Genomic DNA, 16,029 nt, shown 5'->3' on the forward strand with positions numbered 1-16,029 from the left:
GCTAAACCTCTACGCTGGCGAACTCGACCCGCACCAGCAAGCCATGCGGCTGCGCCTGATGCAGGCTGATCCCGGCCTGATGCGCGCGGCAGATCTCGCCGACAATCGCCAAACCCAAGCCTGCTCCAGTGCCCTTGTTATTGCGTCGATAGAAACGCGCAAACACCCGCTCATGCTCTTCTGGCGGAATCCCCGGACCGTCGTCTTCGACTTCCAGCACCCCAGCCGGCAATACCCGCAGAATCACATTGCCGCCGGCCGCGGTGTGCGCCAGAGCGTTATCCAGCAGGTTGCACAGCAGCTCGTTGAGCAGCGTCGGCTCGCCACTGACCCACACGGCCTGCTCAGCCTCCAACGCCAGCGCAATGCCCCGCGCATGGGCCAGTGGCGCCAGCGCCATGCCCAGCTCACGCGCCAGCTGACTGAGATCCAGACGCTGCGCGCCGCCTTCGGCAATCGCCCGCGCGCCGCTTTCGATACGCGCCAGCGAGAGCAACTGATTGGCCAGATGGGTCAGCTTGTCGGTGTTCAGCGCAGCCTCTTCCAGGGTGCTGCGCCAGATCGAAGGTTCCTGCGCACGCAAGCCCAGCTCGACCCGCGCCTTGAGCGCCGCCAGAGGCGTGCGCAGCTCGTGGGAGGCATCAGCAATAAATTGCGACTGGCGTTCGAACAGACTACGCAGCCGGGCATTGAACTGGTTCAGCGCATCAATCAGCGGACGCAGCTCACGCGGCATGCCGAGATCCGACAACGGCTGCAGGTCATCACTGGTCCGCGCCGCCACACTGCGGCGCAAGGCTTCCAGTGGGCGCAGCGCTGCGCTCACCGCCAGCCACACCAAAAGCAAGGCACTCAGCGACAGCACGCCCATACGCAGCAGGGTGCCGAGCAACAATTGGCGGGCCATGCGCTCACGCGCACCCTGGGTTTCCGCCACGCGGATTTCCGCGACACCGTTGACCCCCGGTTCACTGACCGGCTGCAGCAGACTGACCACCCGCACGCCCTGATTGCGGTATTCGGCATCATAGAAATGCGCCAAGGCCGGGTAGTCTTCGGTGCGTTTGGTGCCGGGCGGCGGTGGCGGCAGATCTTCATAGCCCGACACCAGCGCGCCCTGCACATCGAGCACCTGAAAGTAGATGCGCCCGGCGCTGTCATAGGCGAAGGTGTCCAGCGCCACATAGGGCACGTTGGCGTTCAGGCGATCCGCCGTGGTGTACAACCCATCGGCAACTGCCCGGGCCGAGGCCAGCAGGGTGCGGTCATAGGCGGTGTCGGCAGCGCGGCGCGCACTCCAGTAGGCGCTCAGGCTGCTGAGCAACAGAATCAACGCCAGCAGCAGCGCCAGGCGGCGGATCAGCCGACCGCGCAGGCTGCCTGATTCAGCCGCCAATGCGTTGCTGCGCTCAGCCACTGACTGCCTCCAACAGATAGCCAAGACCACGGAAGGTGACAATGCGCACCCCGCCGCCTTCGAGTTTTTTACGCAGACGATGGACATAGATTTCGATGGCGTCGCTGCTGGCTTCCTCATCCAGACCAAACACTTGGGCAGCCAACTGCTCCTTGCTCATCACCCGTCCGGGCCGAGCGATCATCGCCTCCAGCACCGCCTGTTCGCGCGAGGTCAGGGTCAGCAGAGCATCGGCCAGGGTAAAACGCCGGGTGTCCAGGTCATACAGCAGATTGCCGCAGCGCTGCTGGCGTTCACCACCAAGCACGGTACGGCGCAGCAGCGCCTTGACCCGCGCCTCCAGCTCACTCACTTCAAAGGGCTTGGCCAGGTAATCGTCGGCACCAAGGTTAAGGCCATGCACGCGATCCTTGACCTCGCCACGGGCGGTGAGCATCAGCACCGGCAGGGTCTTGCCACGCTCACGCAAACGCGCCAGCACCTGAAAACCGTCCAGGCGCGGCAAGCCGATATCGAGAATCGCCAAGGCGTAATCTTCGCTGCTAAGGGCCAGATCGGCCGCCACGCCGTCATGCAGCATGTCTACGTTAAGCCCGATGCCACGCAGGGCCTGGGCCACGCTTTCAGCCAGGGGCAGATGGTCCTCGACCAGTAGGACTCGCACGGTAATGGCACTCCACGAACTTGTTGTTATGTGCGCAGTGTAACGGCGCAGCCTGGGGGCCGTCGCAAGTGACGTGAAAAAACGCTCCAGGCGTTTCTTTGTGGCCTGCCATCACTGGCGGCCACCCTGCGGGCCGTCGCAAGCGACGTCAAAAAACACTCCGGGCGTTTTTTCAAGCTGAAAGCCTGGTGAAAGCTTGACGCCATAGCATCGGTTTCAGGTGGCTCGATCCACCGACCTGAACGACTGACGCAGTGGTGCGCAGCCGTGACAAAAACAACAATGGAGACCACAGGATGCCGACTGCATCTCATCAGGTGCTTGCGCCTGCTCACCTGCTTAGCCTGGCCATTGCCGCCGCACTGCTTGCCCCCGCTGCCCATGCCGATTTTATCGCTGACAGCAAAGCCAGCCTGACCACCACCAATATCTACCTCAATCGCGATTTCCGCGAAGGCACCAGCACCCAGCAGAACAAGCGTGAAGAGTGGGGCCAGGGTTTCTGGCTCGACGTTCAGTCCGGCTACACCGAAGGCACCGTCGGCTTCGGCCTTGATGCTCTGGGCCTGGTTGGGGTCAAACTGGACTCCGGCGGCGGCCGCACCGGCACCGACCTGCTCCCCGTACAAGACGATGGCGGCACTCCAGACCAGTTCGGTCGCCTGGGTCTGACCGCCAAGGTCAAGTTTTCCAATACCGAACTGCGCTATGGCTCGCACGTGCCAGAGTTGCCCGTGGTCAAAGCCAGCGATAGCCGCCTGCTGCCGCAGGTATTTGAAGGCGGCCTGCTGACCTCCAGCGAACTCGACGGCCTGACCTTTACCGGCGGACGCCTGGACAAGGTGATCGACCGCGCTTCGACCAACTCCGAGGAGCTGATCCTCAACAGCAAAAACCGCCGCTTCGCTGCCGGCATCACGGCGGACCATCTGGATCTGATGGGCCTCGATTATCAGTTCGCCAAGGGCCTGACCGGGCGTTATTACTTCGCCGACCTCGACGATATCTACCGCCAGCACTTCTTCGGCCTGCTCGCCAGCCAACCGCTGGGCAGCGGCACCCTCAACGCCGATGTGCGGCTGATGCTGAGCAAGGACAACGGCGCCTCCAATGCCGGCAAGATCGATAACCGCGCCTTCAACGCCATGCTCACCTACGCCATCAACGGCCACAAACTGGGTCTGGGCTTTCAGGACATGAGCGGCGACACCGGTTATGCCTACATCGATGGCAGCGACCCGTTCCTGGTCAACTTCGTGCAGATCAACGACTTCGCCAACGCCGACGAGCGCTCCTGGCAGGCCCGTTACGACTACGACTTCGGCAAGCTCGGCGTTCCCGGCCTGAGCTTTATGACCCGCTATATCAAAGGCAGCGACGCGCAAATCGCTGGTACGGATGACACCGGCGGCGAGTGGGAACGCGACATCGAGGTCAAGTACGTGGTGCAGAGCGGGCCGCTGAAAGATGTCTACGTGCGCCTGCGTAACGCCAGCTTCAAATCCGACTTCGCCCGCGATGCGGACGAGAACCGCGTCATCGTCGGCTATACGCTGCCGATTTGGTAAACAACAATAAGAGCTCAGAGGAACCACAGATGAAAACTGCCTTTACCCGCATCGCCCTCGCCACTGCCTGCATGGCATTTGCCGGCCAGCTGCTGGCTGCCGAACCCAAGCGTCCGGAGTGCATCGCCCCAGCCAAGCCCGGCGGCGGCTTCGACCTGACCTGCAAACTGGCGCAGAGCGGCCTGAAAGACGCCGGCCTGCTGAAAGCGCCGATGCGCGTCACCTACATGCCCGGCGGTGTCGGCGCGGTGGCTTACAACGCGGTGATCGCCCAGCGTGCCGATGATCCTGGCACCATCACCGCGTTCTCTAGCGGATCCTTGCTCAACCTGGCGCAAGGCAAGTTCGGCCGCTACGACGAGACCGGCGTGCGCTGGCTGGCTGCGGTAGGCACCGACTACGGCGCCATCACCGTGCGTGCCGACTCGCCGTACCAGAATCTGGACGACCTGGTCCAAGCCTTGAAGAAAGACCCAACCAGCATCGTCTTCGGCGCCGGCGCCACCATCGGCGGCCAGGACTGGATGCAGACCGCGCTGATCGCCCGTCTGGCTGGCATTGATCCGAAAAACCTGCGCTACGTAGCCTTTGAAGGCGGCGGCGAAACCCTCACCGCCATGCTCGGCGGCCATGTACAGGTCACCTCCAGCGGCCTGGGCGAAGTCACCCCGCAACTGGCGGCGAAGAAAGTACGCATCCTCGCCGTGCTCTCCGAAGACCGTCTGCCAGGCAAACTGGCCGATATCCCCACCGCCAGGGAGCAGGGCTACGACATTACCTGGCCGGTCATCCGTGGCTTCTACATGGGCCCAGAGGTCAGCGACGAGCAGTACAACTGGTGGAAACAGCAGTTCGACAGCCTGCTCACCCGTGAAGACTTCGCCACCCTGCGCGAACAGCGCGACCTGCTGCCGCTGTCAGTGACTGGCGACGAGCTGAAAGCCTTGGTCTTCAAGCAAGTTGAGGAATACAAGGCGCTGGCTGGCGAGTTCGGCCTGATGCAGTAACGCGCAAGCCACCCTCTCCCCACTGGGGAGAGGGTCGGGGTGAGGGGTGGCGATTACAAACCACGCTGCTCAAGCCCCTCTCCCTAACCCTCGCCCCCAAGGGAAGAGGGAATTAGACGCCCAAGCTTTGAGGTAATCCTCTATGTACGTTCGCCTGTTCGCCGCGAGCTGGCTGCTGTTTTGCGCCGTTCTCGCCGTTCTCGCCTGGGGCTTCCAGGCACCCTTCGCCTATGACCCGGTGGGGCCACGCGCCTATCCGCTGTTGCTGCTCAGCCTGATGGCCATCGGCAGTATGTGGTTGATTTACAAGCCAGGCATGCTGGAGCAGCGGCTTAATCTGCAAGCGCTCAAACGCGCCCTGCTGTGCATCCTCGCGCTGCTCACTTATGCCTTGCTGTTCGAAACCCTCGGTTTTGTTATCAGCACCGCTCTGGGCACTTTCGCCCTTGGCCTGTTGTTTACCGGTCGTTTGCTGCCGTGCGCCATCAGCGGCGTACTGATGGGCGTGGTGCTCTACAGCCTGTTTGACCTGTTGCTGGATGTGCCCCTGCCTCTGGGGCTGTTCGAAGCCTTTGTGGAGAGCTGAAATGGAAACCCTTAACTTCTTGATGCAAGGCTTTGATGTCGCCACCCGGCCAACCAACCTGCTGATGGCGTTGTTCGGTGCCTTTGTTGGCACCGTGGTCGGCATGCTTCCTGGCCTGGGCCCGATCAACGGCGTGGCGCTGCTGCTGCCATTGGCCTTCGCCCTCGGCCTGCCGCCGGAAACCGCGCTGATCCTGCTCGCGGCCGTGTACCTGGGCTGCGAATACGGCGGGCGCATTTCCGCCATTCTGCTCAACGTGCCGGGCTGCGCCGCCTCGGTGATGACCTCCCTGGACGGCAACCCCCTGGCCCGTCAGGGCAAGGCCGGGATCGCCTTATCCCTATCTGCGATGAGCTCTTTCACCGGCAGCCTGATCGCCACCTGCGGGGTGATCCTGTTCGCGCCGCTGCTGGCCAAATGGGCGGTGGCCTTTGGCCCGGCGGAATACTTCGTGATGATGATCTTCGCCATCGCCTGCCTGGGCGGCATGGTCGGTGACAAGCCGGTGAAAACCCTGATGGCCGCCCTGATCGGCCTGGGTCTGGCCACCGTTGGGGTCGATTCGACCACCGGGGTGTACCGCTTCACCTTTGGCAGTGTCAGCCTGTCGGACGGGATTCAATTCATCATCGTGGTTATCGGTTTCTTCAGTGTCAGTGAAGTGCTGCTGATGCTGGAAAAAACCCATAACGGCCAGAAAGCCGTGAAAGCCGGCGGCCGTCTGCTGTTTAACTTCAAAGAGTTCTGTTTCACCTTCGGCACCATGGTACGCAGCGGCTTGGCCGGCTTTGTTATCGGTGTGCTGCCGGGTGCCGGTGCAACCATCGCCAGCGCCATGACCTATATGAGCGAGAAGCGCCTGGCCGGTGCCAGCGGCAAGTTTGGTGAAGGCGACCTGCGTGGTCTGGCAGCGCCGGAAGCGGCCAACAACGCCTCGGCTTGCGGCTCGCTGATCCCCATGCTGACTCTCGGCGTACCCGGTTCGGGCACCACCGCAGTGATGATCGGTGCGCTGACGCTGTACAACATCACCCCCGGCCCGCTGCTGTTCGAACAGCAGCCGGATGTGGTCTGGGGCCTGATCGCCTCGCTGCTGATCGGCAACGTGATCCTGCTGGCGATGAACATTCCCCTGGTCGGGCTGTTCTCCAAGATGCTCAGCGTACCCAACTGGGTGCTGGTACCGGCGATCACCGCGATCAGCATGGTCGGCGTGTATGCGGTGCACAGCACCACCTTCGACCTGGTGCTGATGATCGGTCTGGGCGTGTTCGGCTATATCCTGCGCAAGCTGGATTTCCCGCTGTCGGCAATCATCCTCGGCTTCGTCCTCGGCGAGCTGATGGAAGACAACCTGCGCCGCGCGCTGTCGATCTCCGCCGGTGAACTCGGCATCCTCTGGAGCAGCCCGATCAGCCTGACCCTGTGGGCACTGACTGCGTTGATGCTCGGCCTGCCAGGTATTCGCTGGTGGCGCGCGCGCCGCGCGGCACAACTGGCCAATGCCTAAGCTGCACGTGCTCACCGGCTGGCAAGGCTGGTGGGCCACTCCCCTGGTCGGCTTGTCAGGCGGCTATCTGGCCAGCCTGATCGGCTGGCCTTTGCCGTGGATCATCGGCTCGCTGCTGGCGGTGATCACCGCCCGCTGCAGTGGCTGGCTGATCACCGAACTGTCCGGCGGACGCAAAACCGGCCAATGGCTGGTGTCAAGCGCCATCGGCCTGCATTTCACCCATGAAGTATTCGGCCAACTGCTCGACCACTTCTTCGTGATTCTGCTCGGCGCCCTGCTCACCCTGCTGCTCAGCCTGATCGGCATCATTGTGCTGCGCCGCGCCGGCCTCGACCGCGCCACTGCGTTCTTCGCCAGCATGCCCGGTGGCGCCAGCGAGATGGTCAACCTGGCACAACGGCATAACGCCGAAACCGCCAAGGTGGCCGCCGCCCACAGCCTGCGTCTGCTGCTGGTGGTATTGCTGATTCCGGCAATCTTCACCTGGAGCCTACCGCCCATCGCGCCGCCCGTACCGGCAGCAGTGAGTTGGCCCTGGCTGGCGATACTACTGCCCGGTGGCGCATTGCTGGCCTGGCTGTGGGGACGTTTGGGTCAACCCAACCCGTGGATGCTTGGCCCGCTGACCGTCTGCGCCGTAGCCAGCGTGACCTTCGATCTACACCTGGGTTTGCCTGATGGCCTGGGCCAGACCGGACAATGGCTGATCGGCTGCGCCCTGGGTTGTCACTTTGACCGCAATTTCTTTCGCAGCGCACCGGGGTTTCTCGCGCGCATCCTGTTGTTCTGCCTGCTCGCCATGCTCGCCGCCGCCGCGTTAGGCCAAGGGCTGGGCTGGCTGGCCGGGGAAAACCAGGCTGCACTGATGCTCGGCATGATGCCCGGCGGCATCACCGAACTGTGCCTGACCGCCGAAGCCCTGCACCTCTCGGTGGCGCTGGTCACCGCCCTGCAAGTGCTACGGCTGTTTCTGGTGATGTTTCTCGCCGAGCCGTTATTCAGGCTCTGGCAACGCAGCTGATGCGATTGCAACGACCACGTTTAGCCCGCCATGTGCGGGCTCTTTTTTGCCTGCAAGACAGCAGTTTTTGTTTAACAGATATGTCTGCTGCGACCCACACAGGTGCGTCTGGCGTACCCTCTGGCCTTCACCACCGAGGCATCCTCCATGAGCGTATTGCGTTGGCCCGCCGTGAAAACCCTGCTGCTGTTGCTCTGTCTGAGCCTGCTGATCAGCGCCTGCAGCCGTGCCGGCCTGGCCTATCGCAACCTGGATTGGCTGGTGCCCTGGCGGCTGAACGATTACCTGAACCTCGACAGTCAGCAGAAGGCCTGGCTCAAACCCCGCTTGCAAACGCACCTGCAATGGCATTGCAGCACCGAGCTACCGCGCTATATCGACTGGCTGCACACCACCGAAAGCATCCTCGCCCAGCCGCAGCCCGACAGCGCTCAGCTGCTTGAGCAATTCGCCCAGTTCGATGCCGCGCTCAAACGTATCGGCATCGAGATCACCCCCACCGCCATCGAATTGCTGCAGGGCCTGAGCGAACAGCAGGTCCGCGAGCTTTACGCCGCGATGGATGAGGACAACCTGGAAGACCGCCAGGACTTTCTCGACCCGCCCCTGGCTACCCAGCTGAGCGAACGCCAGACGCGCATGCAGGAACGCCTACGGCCCTGGCTCGGCCGCCTGAACACTGCGCAGACAGAACATATCGCTACCTGGGCCAATAGCCTCGGTGAGCAAAACCGCCTGTGGCTGGAGAATCGGCAGCTGTGGCAGGCCGAGCTGCGCAAGGTGGTCGCCGAACGCGATAGCGCCGACTTCGCCGAGCGGCTGACGCCGTTGCTGCAACAACGCGAGCGCTTCTACAGTGACGAATACCGTGCCAGTTATGGCCGCTCACGCCAGGCGCTGGCCACGCTGTTCAGCCAGCTGCTGAGCAGCAGCGATGAGGCGCAGCGCGAGCGCCTGAGTCATCGTTTACGCGACCTGCGCCGCGATCTGGCCGAGCAGCAGTGCAGCGTTTAAACCGACTCGGGCAGGCGCCAGTCAATCGGACTTAGCCCATGCTGCTGGAGGAACTTGTTGGCACGGCTGAAATGACCGTTACCGATAAAGCCACGGTGCGCCGACAGCGGCGATGGGTGCACGGATTTCAGCACCAGGTGCTTGCTGACATCGATCAGTTTTTCCTTGCTCTGCGCATGGGCGCCCCAGAGCAGAAACACCAGGCGCGCCTGCTGCTGGCTGACCACCTCGATCACCCTATCGGTAAAGGTCTGCCAGCCGATCTTCGCGTGGGAGCCGGCGATGCCATGCTCCACCGTCAATGAGGTATTAAGCAGCAGCACGCCCTGCTCCGCCCAATGCTGCAGGTTGCCGTGGTCGGGAATCTCGATATTCAAGTCGCGCTTAAGCTCTTTATAGATATTCACCAGCGACGGCGGCGTCTTCACCCCCGGCTGCACCGAGAAGCACAGACCATGGGCCTGGCCGGGCCCGTGGTAAGGGTCCTGGCCGATTATCACCACTTTGGTCTGCGCCAACGGTGTGGAGTTGAGCGCATTGAAGATCAGCGAACCAGGCGGATAAATCTGCTTGCCTGCGGCCTTCTCGCTACGCAGAAAATCCCCCAGATCACGCATATAGGGCTTCTCGAATTCTGCATGCAGCGCGGCCTTCCAGCCAGCTTCGAGTTTGACGTTATCGGCGGCGCTCATGCCTATGTCCTGCTTAATACCAACGGAAGCGGCACGCTAAGGAAGGTAGTTGGGCAAGTCAAGGCGAACGGCTTGAACAAGCCCTGAAGCAAGCCACCGTCGCTCTATTGCTAAAGCCCGAACGACTCAATCAATCGTTCGAGTTACGTAGGCACTTCTGGTGGTTCGCTCTCAGTCAATACCGGGCAGCGGCCTAAGCTGGCAAGGTAAAGGGGAATGGATACATGACGCCGTGGTAGTTAGAACGTTACCCGCCCTGACATACCCGGTTGAACTTCACCTCCGACCCAGATATCACTTCCGAGCTTCTCAATTTTTATCCGGCCTCGACGACCTAATGCAGTGCCTTGGCTCACAGTGTAATGGTCAGGCATGACCCCACTAGAAATCAGCCATTGCGCCAGGCTCGCATTGAGACTTCCGGTAACAGGGTCTTCATTCAACTCTTCACCCATAAAGGCGCGCACCTCGACATCTGCGTCCGCATGAGTACCTTGCCAAGGCGCGACCACTCCTACATTGAGTCCATTGAGTTTCGTGTAGTCCGGACGAATCGCCAAAACGTCATCACGCGACGCCAACAGTACGGCAACCCAGCCAGGACCGTTATCGACCCACTGACTGGCAAGGATGCGTTCAGGGGTTAGACCTAAGCCGCTCTCTATCTGCCGCAGCGTAGCGTCTTCTACCGCCCCGCTCCGTACTAAGGGGGGCGCCGAAAACGCCAGACAAGCACCATTTCGCCGAATACGGATCAGGCCTGCCAAGCACTCCTGGACAATCTCTTTATCGGCATTGCCGGCACTTTGATTTAACCATACATGACAGCTTCCCAGTGTTGGATGCCCGGCAAAGGGGAGCTCTCGTAGCGGGGTAAAAATTCGTACGCGGTAATGTGCTTCGGGAGAGTTTGGCTTCAGCAGAAAGGTTGTCTCGCTAAGCTGTGTCCAGGCAGCAAAGTCATGCATTTGTTGGCAGGTCAGATCATCGGCACCAATTACGACAGCAACGGCGTTACCTTTGAAGGATTGTTCGGAGAAAACATCAACTTGCTCGAATAGTAACGAAACCGGCATGTAGCGTCCTCTGTCGATGCTGCGGGGAAAAGAGTGAGGATATGCCAGGCGGCACACTTGCGAAATCGAGTTTTACAGGCTTTTGAGCGTGTCCTTCGGATCGAAAAAGACATTCAGTGCAGGAAAAATAAATCTTCCCCACCTTTGACCAGCCAATTCCAAACTCACCCCTGATGCAGCGCCCGGTAATGACTGGGCGCCATACCGACCACTTTGCGAAACAGCCGCGAGAAGTAATACACATCGTCATAGCCCAACTGCTCGGCCACCTGGCGGATGCCCTGCTCGCCCTCGTCGAGCAGACGGCAGGCGTGGGCCATTTTCAGTTGGATAAAGTCCTGGATCGGCGCATGCCCGGTCAGGGCGCGGTAGGTTTTGGCGAAGTGAAAACGCGACAGTTTGAACTGCGCGGCCAGCTCATCGAGGTTGAGCGAGTCGTGCAGATGGGCGCGCATCACCGCCTGCACCGCGTCCACATCCAGCACCCGCCCGGATTTCAGCGTAGCCCGCGCCGGCAGTACCGCGAGCGAGGTGAGCAACACCTGCAACTGGTGCGCGGCATGAACGAAATGCGCCAGGTTCAAGCCCTGCTTGCGCAGGTTGAGCAAGGCGTCGAACTCGGCCAGCAGGCGCGGCTGCACACCGATGCGCCATAGCGGCCCCTTGCCCAGGGGCTTGAGAAAGTCCGCTACCAGCTCGCCGTCAAAATGCACCCAGTACAGTGTCCAGGGCTTGTCCGCGTCCGCGCCGTAGGCATGCGTCACGCCTTTTGGCAACAGCAGCAGATCGCCACCACTGACAGCTAATCGTCCATCCGCCGTCTCCAGCCAGCCCTGACCGGCGCGGCAGTAGATCAGCAGATGATCCTCCGGCTGCGGGCGATGCATGCGGTGGCCCAGCGCCTCGGGGTAGTAACCCAGGGCCAGGGGATAACAGCCCTGACCGAGGGGATGCTTTGCCAATAAGCGGCGCAGACGGGGCGGCGTGATAAAGCGTACGCCATTGGCCGGCAATGGCCAGTTGGATGTATCGACAAAAGCGCGCATTGGGGTACTCAGGTAGCCCGGATGCAGTCCGGGAATAATGCTCCCGGATTGCATCCGGGCCACAGATTAAATCCCAAGATAGTCCATCTGCAGGCCAAGATCGTCAATCCACAAAGCCGAGCAAGGCGGCTATAACACGGACAAAACAACAACCGAGCCCACACAGAGACTCGCCGGAGGAACGCATGGCCAAGGCAATCCCGCAACTGATCGACGGTGAATGGCGCGAAAGCCGCGCCCGTGAATTTATCGAAGTCACCGATCCGGCGACCCAGGAAGTGCTGGCCCTGGCGCCCAAGGCCACCGCCGAGGAAATCGAAGCAGCGATTGCCAGTGCCAAAGCAGCCTTTCTCACCTGGCGCGAAGTGCCAGTCTCCGACCGTGCGCGGGTGATGCTGCGTTACCAGCATCTGCTCAAGGAACACCACGACGAGCTGGCGGAAATTCTTGCCGGCGAAACCGGCAAGACCCTGGCCGATGCCAAGGGCGATGTCTGGCGTGGCATCGAGGTGGTCGAGCAGGCCTGCAATATCGCCAGCCTGATGATGGGTGAAACCGTCGAGAACGTAGCCCGCGATATCGACACTGCCAGCTGGATTCAGCCACTGGGTGTGTGCGTCGGCGTCACCCCGTTCAACTTCCCGGCAATGATTCCGCTGTGGATGTTTCCCCTGGCCATCGCCGCCGGCAACACCTTTATTCTCAAGCCCTCCGAGCAGGACCCGCTGACGCCTAACCGCCTGGCTGAACTGTTTATCGAAGCCGGCGCACCCAAGGGCGTGCTGCAGGTGCTGCATGGCGCACGCGAGGTGGTCGACAGCCTGCTGACCCACCCGGATATCCGCGCCATTTCCTTCGTCGGCTCGGTGCCGGTGGGCCAGCACATCTACCGCACCGGCACCGCTCACCTCAAACGTGTGCAGGCCTTTGCCGGGGCAAAGAACCATATGGTGATCATGCCCGACGCCAACAAGCTGCAGGTACTGAGCAACCTGGTGGGTGCCAGCTGTGGCGCAGCCGGGCAACGCTGCATGGCGATCAGCGTGGCGGTGTTTGTCGGTGAATCCAAGCAATGGATCGACGAGCTGCAGGCGCAGATGGCCGACCTGCAACCCGGCTACTGGACCGACGGCCACGCCGCCTTCGGCCCACTGATCAGCCAGCAGGCCAAACAACGCGTGCTGCGCCTGATCGCCGAGGGCAAGGCGGAAGGTGCAGAGTGCCTGCTGGACGGCTCGCACTGCGCGGTTGAGGGTTACCCCAACGGCAACTGGGTCGGCCCAACCCTGTTTCGCGGCGTAACGGCCAAGATGAGCCTGTACCGCGAGGAAATTTTCGGCCCGGTGCTGGTGTGCATGGAGGTCGATACGCTGGAAGAGGCCATCGAGCTGGTCAACGCCAGTCCCTACGGCAACGGCACTTCGATCTTCACCCGCTCCGGCGGCGCGGCGCGGCATTACCAGCACGCGGTGGAAGTCGGCCAGGTCGGCGTCAACGTGCCGGTACCGGTGCCGCTGCCGTTCTTCTCCTTTACCGGCTGGAAGGGCTCGTTCTACGGCGACCTGCACGCCTACGGCAAACAGGGCGTGCGCTTCTTCACCGAAACCAAGACGGTCACCAGCCGCTGGTTCGATGAGGATTCGGTGGCCGGAGCGAATATGACTATCCAGTTGAAGTGAGAACTAGCCCTCTAGCAGGCCGTTGAAAAACGTAGGCGAGGCAGGCAAGACAAGGCAAAAACGGCCGAAAAAGCGCAGTTTACGTGTTGTAAATGAGCATTTTGAGGCCGTTTTTAACGCAGGATTGCCCACGCAGGTAGTTTTTAACGGCCTGCTATTGACGCACTGCAATACCCGGTCACTACGACCAAAAGACAATGCCTCCCTGCGCGCCGGGGCCTCACAGTCGGCCCCGGCACAATAAAAACATGGAGGATTGCGATGAAAAAACTGACTGCCTGCCTGGCCCTGTGGGCCGGGATCACCGCCGTTGCGCAGGCTGCCGAGCCCATCACCCTGGGTCTCAACTACCCACGCACCGGCCCTTATAAGGAAGAAGGTTTGGCCCAGATGCGCGGCGCCCTACTGGCCATCGACGAGCTCAACGAGCGCGGCGGCGTGCTCGGCCGCCACCTGCGCCTGTCCAGCCGCGACACCGCCTCGCGCCCGGAGAAAGCCGTGCGTAATGTCGACCGCCTGGCCGCCGAAGGCGCGTCCATGCTGTTTGGCGGATCCAGCAGCGCCGTGGCCATCGCGGCAAGCAAGCGCGCGGCTGAGCATGGCCTGCTGTACTTCGGCACCCTCACCTACTCCAACGACACCACCGGCAAGGACGGCCACCGGCATATGTTCCGCGAGTGCAACAACGCCTGGATGAGCGCCCGCGCCCTCGGCCAGTATCTGAACAAGAATCTACCGGACAAAGACTATTTCTACGTCACCGCCGACTACACCTGGGGCCACACCACGGAAAGCTCCCTGCGCCAGACCACCGGCACTGACAACCCCGGCCAGCACCCCGGCGCCAAGGTGCCCTTCCCCGGCGCGCGCAAGGCCGACTACCACAACGCCCTGACCCAGGCTGCCGCGAGCAAGGCGCAGATTCTGGTGCTGGTACTGTTCGGCGAGGACCTGGTGCGCGCCATGCGCATCGCCAAGGACCTGGGTCTGACCGAGCGCATGCAGATCGTCGCCCCCAACCTCACCCAGCATATGGTCGAACAGGCCGGCCCCGGACTGATGCAGGGCGTACTGGGCACCGAGCCCTGGACCTGGCGCGTGCCGACCCTGGAGAAATCCGAGCGTGGCCAGGCCTTTGTCGAGCAGTTCAGCCAGCGCTACCAGATGTACCCCTCCAGCTCCGCCGCCTCGGCCTACAGCATCGTCCAGCAGTGGGCCGATGCCGCCGAGCGGGCCAAGAGCCTGGATAGCCAGGCGCTGATCAAGGCCCTGGAAAACCACAGCTACAGCCTGCTCAAGGATCAGCAGCAGTGGCGCGCCTTCGATCACCAGAACCTGCAGACCGTCTATGTGGTGCAGGTAAAGGAACGTGACGAGGTGATGAAGGATCCATTCAAACAGGACTATTTTGAAATCGTCGATCGCCTCGACGCCTCCCAGGCAGCCCCCAGCCTTGCCGAATGGCAGGCCGAACGAAAGGCCGCCGGACAACCCCTAACCCTGCAATGAGGACTTATGGACTTCGAACTCAGCGATGAACAACGCCTGCTAGTAGACAGCGCCCGCGCCTTCGCCGCCAAGGAGCTGGCGCCTTATGCCGCTGACTGGGACCGTGATCATCACTTCCCGGTTGAGGTGATCAAGCGCGCCGCCGAACAGGGCTACCTGGCCCTGTATATCAAGGAAGAGGACGGCGGCCTGGGCCTGTCCAGGCTGTCCTCATCGCTGATTTTCGAGCAGCTGTCGGCGGGCTGCATCACCACCACGGCGTTTCTCACCATCCACAATATGGCGTCGTGGATGCTCGCATCCTTCGCCGACCAGGCCTTGAAGGATGCCTGGCTGCCGCGTTTGACCTGCGGCGAGCTGCTGGCCTCCTACTGCCTGACCGAGCCGGATGCCGGTTCCGACGCCGCCAACCTGCGCACCCGCGCCCGCCGCGACGGCGACGACTATGTGATCGACGGCAGCAAGTGCTTTATCTCCGGCGCCGGCAGCACCGATGTGCTGATCGTCATGGCGCGAACTGGTGAAGACAGCGGCGCCAAGGGGGTGTCCTGTTTCCTGGTGCCGGCCGATGCCGAAGGCGTCAAATACGGGCGCAACGAACTGAAGATGGGCTGGCGCGCTCAGCCCACCCGCACCATCAGCTTCGAAGGCGTGCGTATCCCCGCCGGCAACCGCATCGGCCCCGAGGGTCAGGGCTTTGTCTACGCCATGAAGGGCCTGGACGGCGGCCGCATCAATATCGCCAGCTGCTCCCTCGGCGCGGCCCAGGCGGCGCTGGAACAGAGCCTGCGTTACGTGGAAGAGCGCAAGCAGTTCGGCAAGCAGCTCAGCGCCTTCCAGGCCCTGCAGTTCAAACTGGCCGATATGCTCACCGAGCTGACTGCCAGCCGGCAGATGGTGCGCCTGGCCGCGCACAAGCTGGATCAGGGCCACGGCGAAGCCAGCCTGTACTGCGCCATGGCCAAGCGTTTTGCCACCGACCACTGCTTCACGGTATGCAACGAGGCCTTGCAGCTGCATGGCGGCTACGGTTACCTCAACGACTACCCGCTGGAGCGCTGGGTGCGCGACAGCCGCGTGCACCAGATTCTGGAAGGCACCAACGAGATCATGCGGGTGATCATCGCCCGCCGCCTGCTGGATCAGGGCGGCATGCTGGATCGCCTGCTCTGAGCAAAACATCGGACCTGTAGGAGCCAGCTTGCTGGCGATCAAATGCCCAAAAGCATCGCCAGCA

General features: G+C 62.1%; 14 protein-coding genes. 9 read left to right on the forward strand and 5 right to left on the reverse strand.

Going from position 1 to position 16,029, the window contains the following annotated elements; genetic code table 11:
- Nucleotide 1: 1 nt before the first annotated feature.
- Both ACOCLD_RS16040 and ACOCLD_RS16045 read right to left on the reverse strand, forming a co-directional pair.
- Nucleotides 2-1,417: a sensor histidine kinase gene (locus tag ACOCLD_RS16040; protein ID WP_422909871.1), complete on the reverse strand. Its 1,416-nt coding sequence runs from the start codon at nucleotides 1,415-1,417 to the stop codon at nucleotides 2-4.
- On the reverse strand, nucleotides 1,410-2,081 hold the full coding sequence (locus ACOCLD_RS16045; RefSeq protein ID WP_392541561.1) for a response regulator: 672 nt from the start codon (nucleotides 2,079-2,081) through the stop codon (nucleotides 1,410-1,412). Before ACOCLD_RS16045 ends, ACOCLD_RS16040 begins: the two co-directional genes overlap by 8 nt.
- A 296-nt stretch (nucleotides 2,082-2,377) precedes the next feature.
- On the opposite strand from ACOCLD_RS16045, the gene ACOCLD_RS16050 reads away from it, so the two are divergent.
- From ACOCLD_RS16050 to ACOCLD_RS16075, 6 genes are all read left to right on the forward strand, one after another.
- On the forward strand, nucleotides 2,378-3,649 hold the full coding sequence (locus ACOCLD_RS16050) for an OprD family porin (protein WP_422909872.1): 1,272 nt from the start codon (nucleotides 2,378-2,380) through the stop codon (nucleotides 3,647-3,649).
- 29 nt (nucleotides 3,650-3,678) lie between these two features.
- A complete protein-coding gene (locus tag ACOCLD_RS16055; protein ID WP_422909873.1) occupies nucleotides 3,679-4,656 on the forward strand; it encodes a Bug family tripartite tricarboxylate transporter substrate binding protein in 978 nt (325 codons plus the stop codon).
- A gap of 142 nt (nucleotides 4,657-4,798) precedes the next feature.
- Complete coding sequence (locus tag ACOCLD_RS16060) at nucleotides 4,799-5,242, forward strand: tripartite tricarboxylate transporter TctB family protein (protein ID WP_422909874.1); 444 nt, start codon at nucleotides 4,799-4,801, stop codon at nucleotides 5,240-5,242.
- A 1-nt stretch (nucleotide 5,243) separates the two neighbouring features.
- The gene (locus tag ACOCLD_RS16065) at nucleotides 5,244-6,752 is read left to right on the forward strand and encodes a tripartite tricarboxylate transporter permease (protein ID WP_422909875.1); all 1,509 of its coding nucleotides are present in this window, start codon (nucleotides 5,244-5,246) and stop codon (nucleotides 6,750-6,752) included.
- Nucleotides 6,745-7,776 (forward strand): AbrB family transcriptional regulator, encoded by a 1,032-nt coding sequence (locus ACOCLD_RS16070; RefSeq protein ID WP_422909876.1) that lies wholly within the window; start codon nucleotides 6,745-6,747, stop codon nucleotides 7,774-7,776. The genes ACOCLD_RS16065 and ACOCLD_RS16070 overlap by 8 nt, the downstream gene beginning before the upstream one ends.
- Nucleotides 7,777-7,923: 147 nt before the next feature.
- Nucleotides 7,924-8,790 (forward strand): DUF6279 family lipoprotein, encoded by an 867-nt coding sequence (locus ACOCLD_RS16075; RefSeq protein WP_422909877.1) that lies wholly within the window; start codon nucleotides 7,924-7,926, stop codon nucleotides 8,788-8,790.
- On the opposite strand, the gene ung is transcribed toward ACOCLD_RS16075, so the two are convergent.
- From ung to ACOCLD_RS16090, 3 genes are all read right to left on the reverse strand, one after another.
- The gene (ung, locus tag ACOCLD_RS16080; RefSeq protein WP_422909878.1) at nucleotides 8,787-9,482 is read right to left on the reverse strand and encodes a uracil-DNA glycosylase; all 696 of its coding nucleotides are present in this window, start codon (nucleotides 9,480-9,482) and stop codon (nucleotides 8,787-8,789) included. The two genes, ACOCLD_RS16075 and ung, sit on opposite strands and share 4 nt — an antisense overlap.
- A 239-nt stretch (nucleotides 9,483-9,721) precedes the next feature.
- Nucleotides 9,722-10,558, reverse strand: coding sequence for a PhzF family phenazine biosynthesis protein (locus ACOCLD_RS16085; RefSeq protein ID WP_422909879.1), 837 nt, complete (start codon nucleotides 10,556-10,558; stop codon nucleotides 9,722-9,724).
- A 164-nt stretch (nucleotides 10,559-10,722) separates the two neighbouring features.
- Nucleotides 10,723-11,604 (reverse strand): AraC family ligand binding domain-containing protein, encoded by an 882-nt coding sequence (locus ACOCLD_RS16090; protein ID WP_422909880.1) that lies wholly within the window; start codon nucleotides 11,602-11,604, stop codon nucleotides 10,723-10,725.
- A 185-nt stretch (nucleotides 11,605-11,789) separates the two neighbouring features.
- Here ACOCLD_RS16090 and ACOCLD_RS16095 point away from each other — a divergent pair, with 185 nt between their 5' ends.
- From ACOCLD_RS16095 to ACOCLD_RS16105, 3 genes are all read left to right on the forward strand, one after another.
- Complete coding sequence (locus ACOCLD_RS16095) at nucleotides 11,790-13,283, forward strand: CoA-acylating methylmalonate-semialdehyde dehydrogenase (protein WP_422909881.1); 1,494 nt, start codon at nucleotides 11,790-11,792, stop codon at nucleotides 13,281-13,283.
- 261 nt (nucleotides 13,284-13,544) lie between these two features.
- Nucleotides 13,545-14,792 (forward strand): ABC transporter substrate-binding protein, encoded by a 1,248-nt coding sequence (locus tag ACOCLD_RS16100; protein ID WP_422909882.1) that lies wholly within the window; start codon nucleotides 13,545-13,547, stop codon nucleotides 14,790-14,792.
- Nucleotides 14,793-14,798: 6 nt separating this feature from the next.
- Entirely contained in the window at nucleotides 14,799-15,965 is a 1,167-nt protein-coding gene (locus tag ACOCLD_RS16105; RefSeq protein ID WP_422909883.1) for an acyl-CoA dehydrogenase family protein, read from the forward strand.
- Nucleotides 15,966-16,029 lie beyond the last annotated feature (64 nt).

Origin of the sequence: Pseudomonas cimarronensis (assembly GCF_049331905.1) — a bacterium.
Lineage (GTDB): Bacteria > Pseudomonadota > Gammaproteobacteria > Pseudomonadales > Pseudomonadaceae > Aquipseudomonas.